The organism is Photorhabdus namnaonensis, assembly GCF_001684335.1.
In the GTDB taxonomy this organism is placed as follows: domain Bacteria; phylum Pseudomonadota; class Gammaproteobacteria; order Enterobacterales; family Enterobacteriaceae; genus Photorhabdus; species Photorhabdus namnaonensis.
Genome location: NZ_LOIC01000104.1, coordinates 62,522 through 65,893, shown reverse-complemented (window position 1 = coordinate 65,893; position 3,372 = coordinate 62,522). Strand labels below are relative to the sequence as shown.

At 47.2% G+C, this 3,372-nt stretch carries 2 protein-coding genes; both read right to left on the bottom strand.

The window, feature by feature from the left end:
• The coding region (locus Phpb_RS23075; protein ID WP_240492674.1) for a lipase family protein at positions 1-1,657 on the bottom strand (1,657 nt) is incomplete at its 3' end.
• A gap of 24 nt (positions 1,658-1,681) precedes the next feature.
• On the bottom strand, positions 1,682-3,372 hold a 1,691-nt coding region (locus Phpb_RS23070; RefSeq protein ID WP_082302666.1), incomplete at its 5' end, for a type VI secretion system baseplate subunit TssF.

Below are 3,372 nucleotides of genomic sequence, written 5' to 3'. Positions count from 1 at the left end.
GGTTAGAGAAACCGAATCCGCCTTCCAAATCAGCACTTCTGTTTTCAACAAACAGTTTGTCTTTTTCTTGTTGACTGAGCTGATTAAATAACGCGTTTTGCCGCTCACCGGCCAGCGAAAAATCCTTTTCTGTCTCCTGATTTAATTCAGGAATTAAGTAGAGTTTTGTGGTGTTATCCAATATTTTTTCAGCAACACCCGTTATAAGAGAGGCATTCCGGGCGGAAATCAGCCATTCCGGGCAACTGTTGGCTTGAAAAAAATGGACAACTTTACCGTGATGCAGATAAATTTCTTTACTGGCTGTCGCCTGTTTAATTGCCTGAATAACCGGTGACGGCGACAACAGCTTCATCACTGCCCAGTCATACCCCGCCGGCGCCCAATAATTGAAAAAAACATTATCCATATCCTGCTCAAATGGCACAGCAGGGATGACATCATCTTCATTAACATGACGATAGTGGATAATAGAAGATAATTCCTCTACCACACTACGGGTTAATGTTCTCGGCATCCCGTAACTGTAGAGACAAGGATTATGTTCTTTCAGTTGTGCGCTATGCAATAATGCCAGCGCGCCTCCCAGACTATGGCCGCAAATAAATAATCGTTTGTTTATAACCAAATTGGTGATATCTCGGAATACTGTTTTAGTTTTAGCTTTAGCTTTATCACTGGGAATGATTAACCTCCCCCCCAGATTAAATGCCTCCCAAAACCCTTTATGCACTTTACCATGATGAATAAACTCGCTGCATAATGCTTTGTCATCATCGCAACTTAAAGCCAATGGCTGGAAAGTGGCATCAGTCAGATAATTATCCAGGCTAGCGGTTCCCCGCCAACTAACAATCACATCTTTCTCACTGGCAACATAAAACAGTTTGGTATCACCTTGCTTGTTGCTTCCCGCTTGTGAATCAACAAACTCCACCCGGGCATAACGTTTACTAAACGGCACATCGTAAACGACAGGCGTTGCCGACAATGCTTCCACTTTATAGGGCAATTTTGAAACATCCACCATTTGCCGGTTAAAAAAGTGTTTCACAGAACCTTCAACATCGACATCCCCATCAGCATAAGCCAGTACGCTCATCAAGCACTGGTTATAAGCATTCACAATGGAATACTCCTTCTGATGATGTAGCAGTAAAACCCAAGCCCGAAATGGACATACCTCCAGAACATGCCGACAGTTGAGCGGACGGGAATAAAGCCCTTTGGGTTCCGGATCTGGGAAATGATAGGGAGGTGGAATTTTTTTGGGATCATTCCAATCTTTAATCACCGGCAACCCATCACTGATCTGCCCGATAGTCACATAACGATATTGATAGCCTTCGGCTTCCGCTTTTGGCTTCACCACCGAAAATTCTTCCCCCCGTTTTTCCCGCAAGGGGCGCTGTTCCATCTCATCGGCCAACGATTGGGCGTGGATATACAATGTCACGGGATGAGCTGACAGATCTTCTTCCCTGAGCACCCCGAAACCATCCGTCTTCCCTTTACGCACATAATTCGGTAGCCCCTTGCTTATCAGGCTATAAGGCATATTAACCAGCGGCTTCCCCTGTTCATCCACCAACTGAAATTCCACCCAGTGTTTCAACAGCCTACAATCGAAGCATTCTCGCGGATCTAATGTACTCATCAGTGTTGTTTCCTTTGTTTACTATTACAGATAGGCACGCAGCCCGAACATCATGTGGTGAAAATCCCACAGGATTTCTCCCGTCTGACCGTCAATAACCTTCATCATCACAAAAGCCCTCATGCTGATGAAAAGCGTCATCAGGCGTGACACCACCAGACTGAACTGATGCATCTCCCCCTGACTGGCGTAACAATCCGGGTTCAATGTCAGGACGAGTTGATGGCCCCGCACTGGAACCCCTTTGTCCAGACGATCTATTAGGATGTTGTCCAGTCGAACGATACCGTCGATATGTTCCTGGATACGTTTGCTTAATGACTGGTCGTAGGAGAAATCGAATAGCCTGATAAGGTCTTTTAACGAATCAGTGTGAAAAGCCATCCAGGGTGACATGGAAAGGAAAGAGATGATTTTCCAGTTCGATCTATCTTCCTTATCCTCCGTTATTGGTGGGTGGCAGGCAGAAACCGGGGTGATATTGCTGACTTGCAGCCCCGAGGCATTTTCCCCCAGTTGATTGATAGCACCGATACCCAGATTAGCGGCTTGTGTCCGATAACCGGTAAATTGACAAAGAATGGATTGTGGCGGCAGGTTATCCGCTGGTTTGCCATTGCAATCAAAGAAGTGAAGATGTTGCAGGGTTCGCTGCAAAATATCGCGTTCCGTCCTAAGCTGATAATAGTAAAGAAACTCGGCGTCCGGCAGAAAATGGGCGGTTGGAATAAACTCTTTGATAGGCAGATAGCGGTAGGGTTGCCCGCGCTCCTGCTCCGGCTCAGTTGATGTGTAAACGTGGTTCAGTTTGAACAGTTGCTTAGTCGAATCCAATGGGATTTGATAATGGTTGGCTTCACTGTTTACCGAGATCTTCGCACTCATCGGCTCCAGATGTCTTACCGGCACGCAATCCAACAGAAAGGTTTGGGAAATATCGTTTAGCATCAGATGACCATCAAACCGAAAAATCAGCTCGAATGTCCGGTCTGCGTTCAACTTTACCAATCGACGATCTTTCTTGATATCAATCGTCACAAAATCATGTACATGGGGCAGATAATAGTACTCTGTCATCAGTTGCAAGATAGAGTATGGCGTGGTTTTCTGCGCGGGAAGGATAGCGACTTGCCGCGCGGTTCCCCACAATGCCGGCACAGGGTAACTGTCATCAAGACTGATGGTTTGATCCTGTGTTCGCAAAAAGACATCACACAGATGAAAGTCAAGCCATAAGGCTAATTCAGCGGCTTGCAGACGATCGCTGCCCAGAAAGAAATGCAGCGGTTGGCTGCGCCACTCTGAGGTATTCTCCGAACATTGCAGTGTTAGCGTTATCTCACTGTACTCTGGAGTTGCGTTCAGTTGCCGGTCAATCACCGCCAGTGGTTCGATGTGCAGAGGGCAGCAGGTTTCAAAACGGATTTCCTCTTCGCCTTCCCCGGCAGAAACCAGCGTCCCTTCGGGTAGCGTCAGCGCGGCCAGGTGATGTTTCCCGGTGGGTGAAAATTGAACGATACTGGTGGGCGGGACCGGGCACATGGCATAGGGCCAAACCCATGCCATCATCCCTGATGTGAGTTCGGGAAATTCATCCTCAATCTTTTCGCGAATACGGGAGGCTGACAACGCAAAGCCCTGCATCACTCGCTCAATATCCGGATCACCGGCGCCTTCGGATAAAAAATCTGCCAGATGCGGATTTTCTTTTGCGG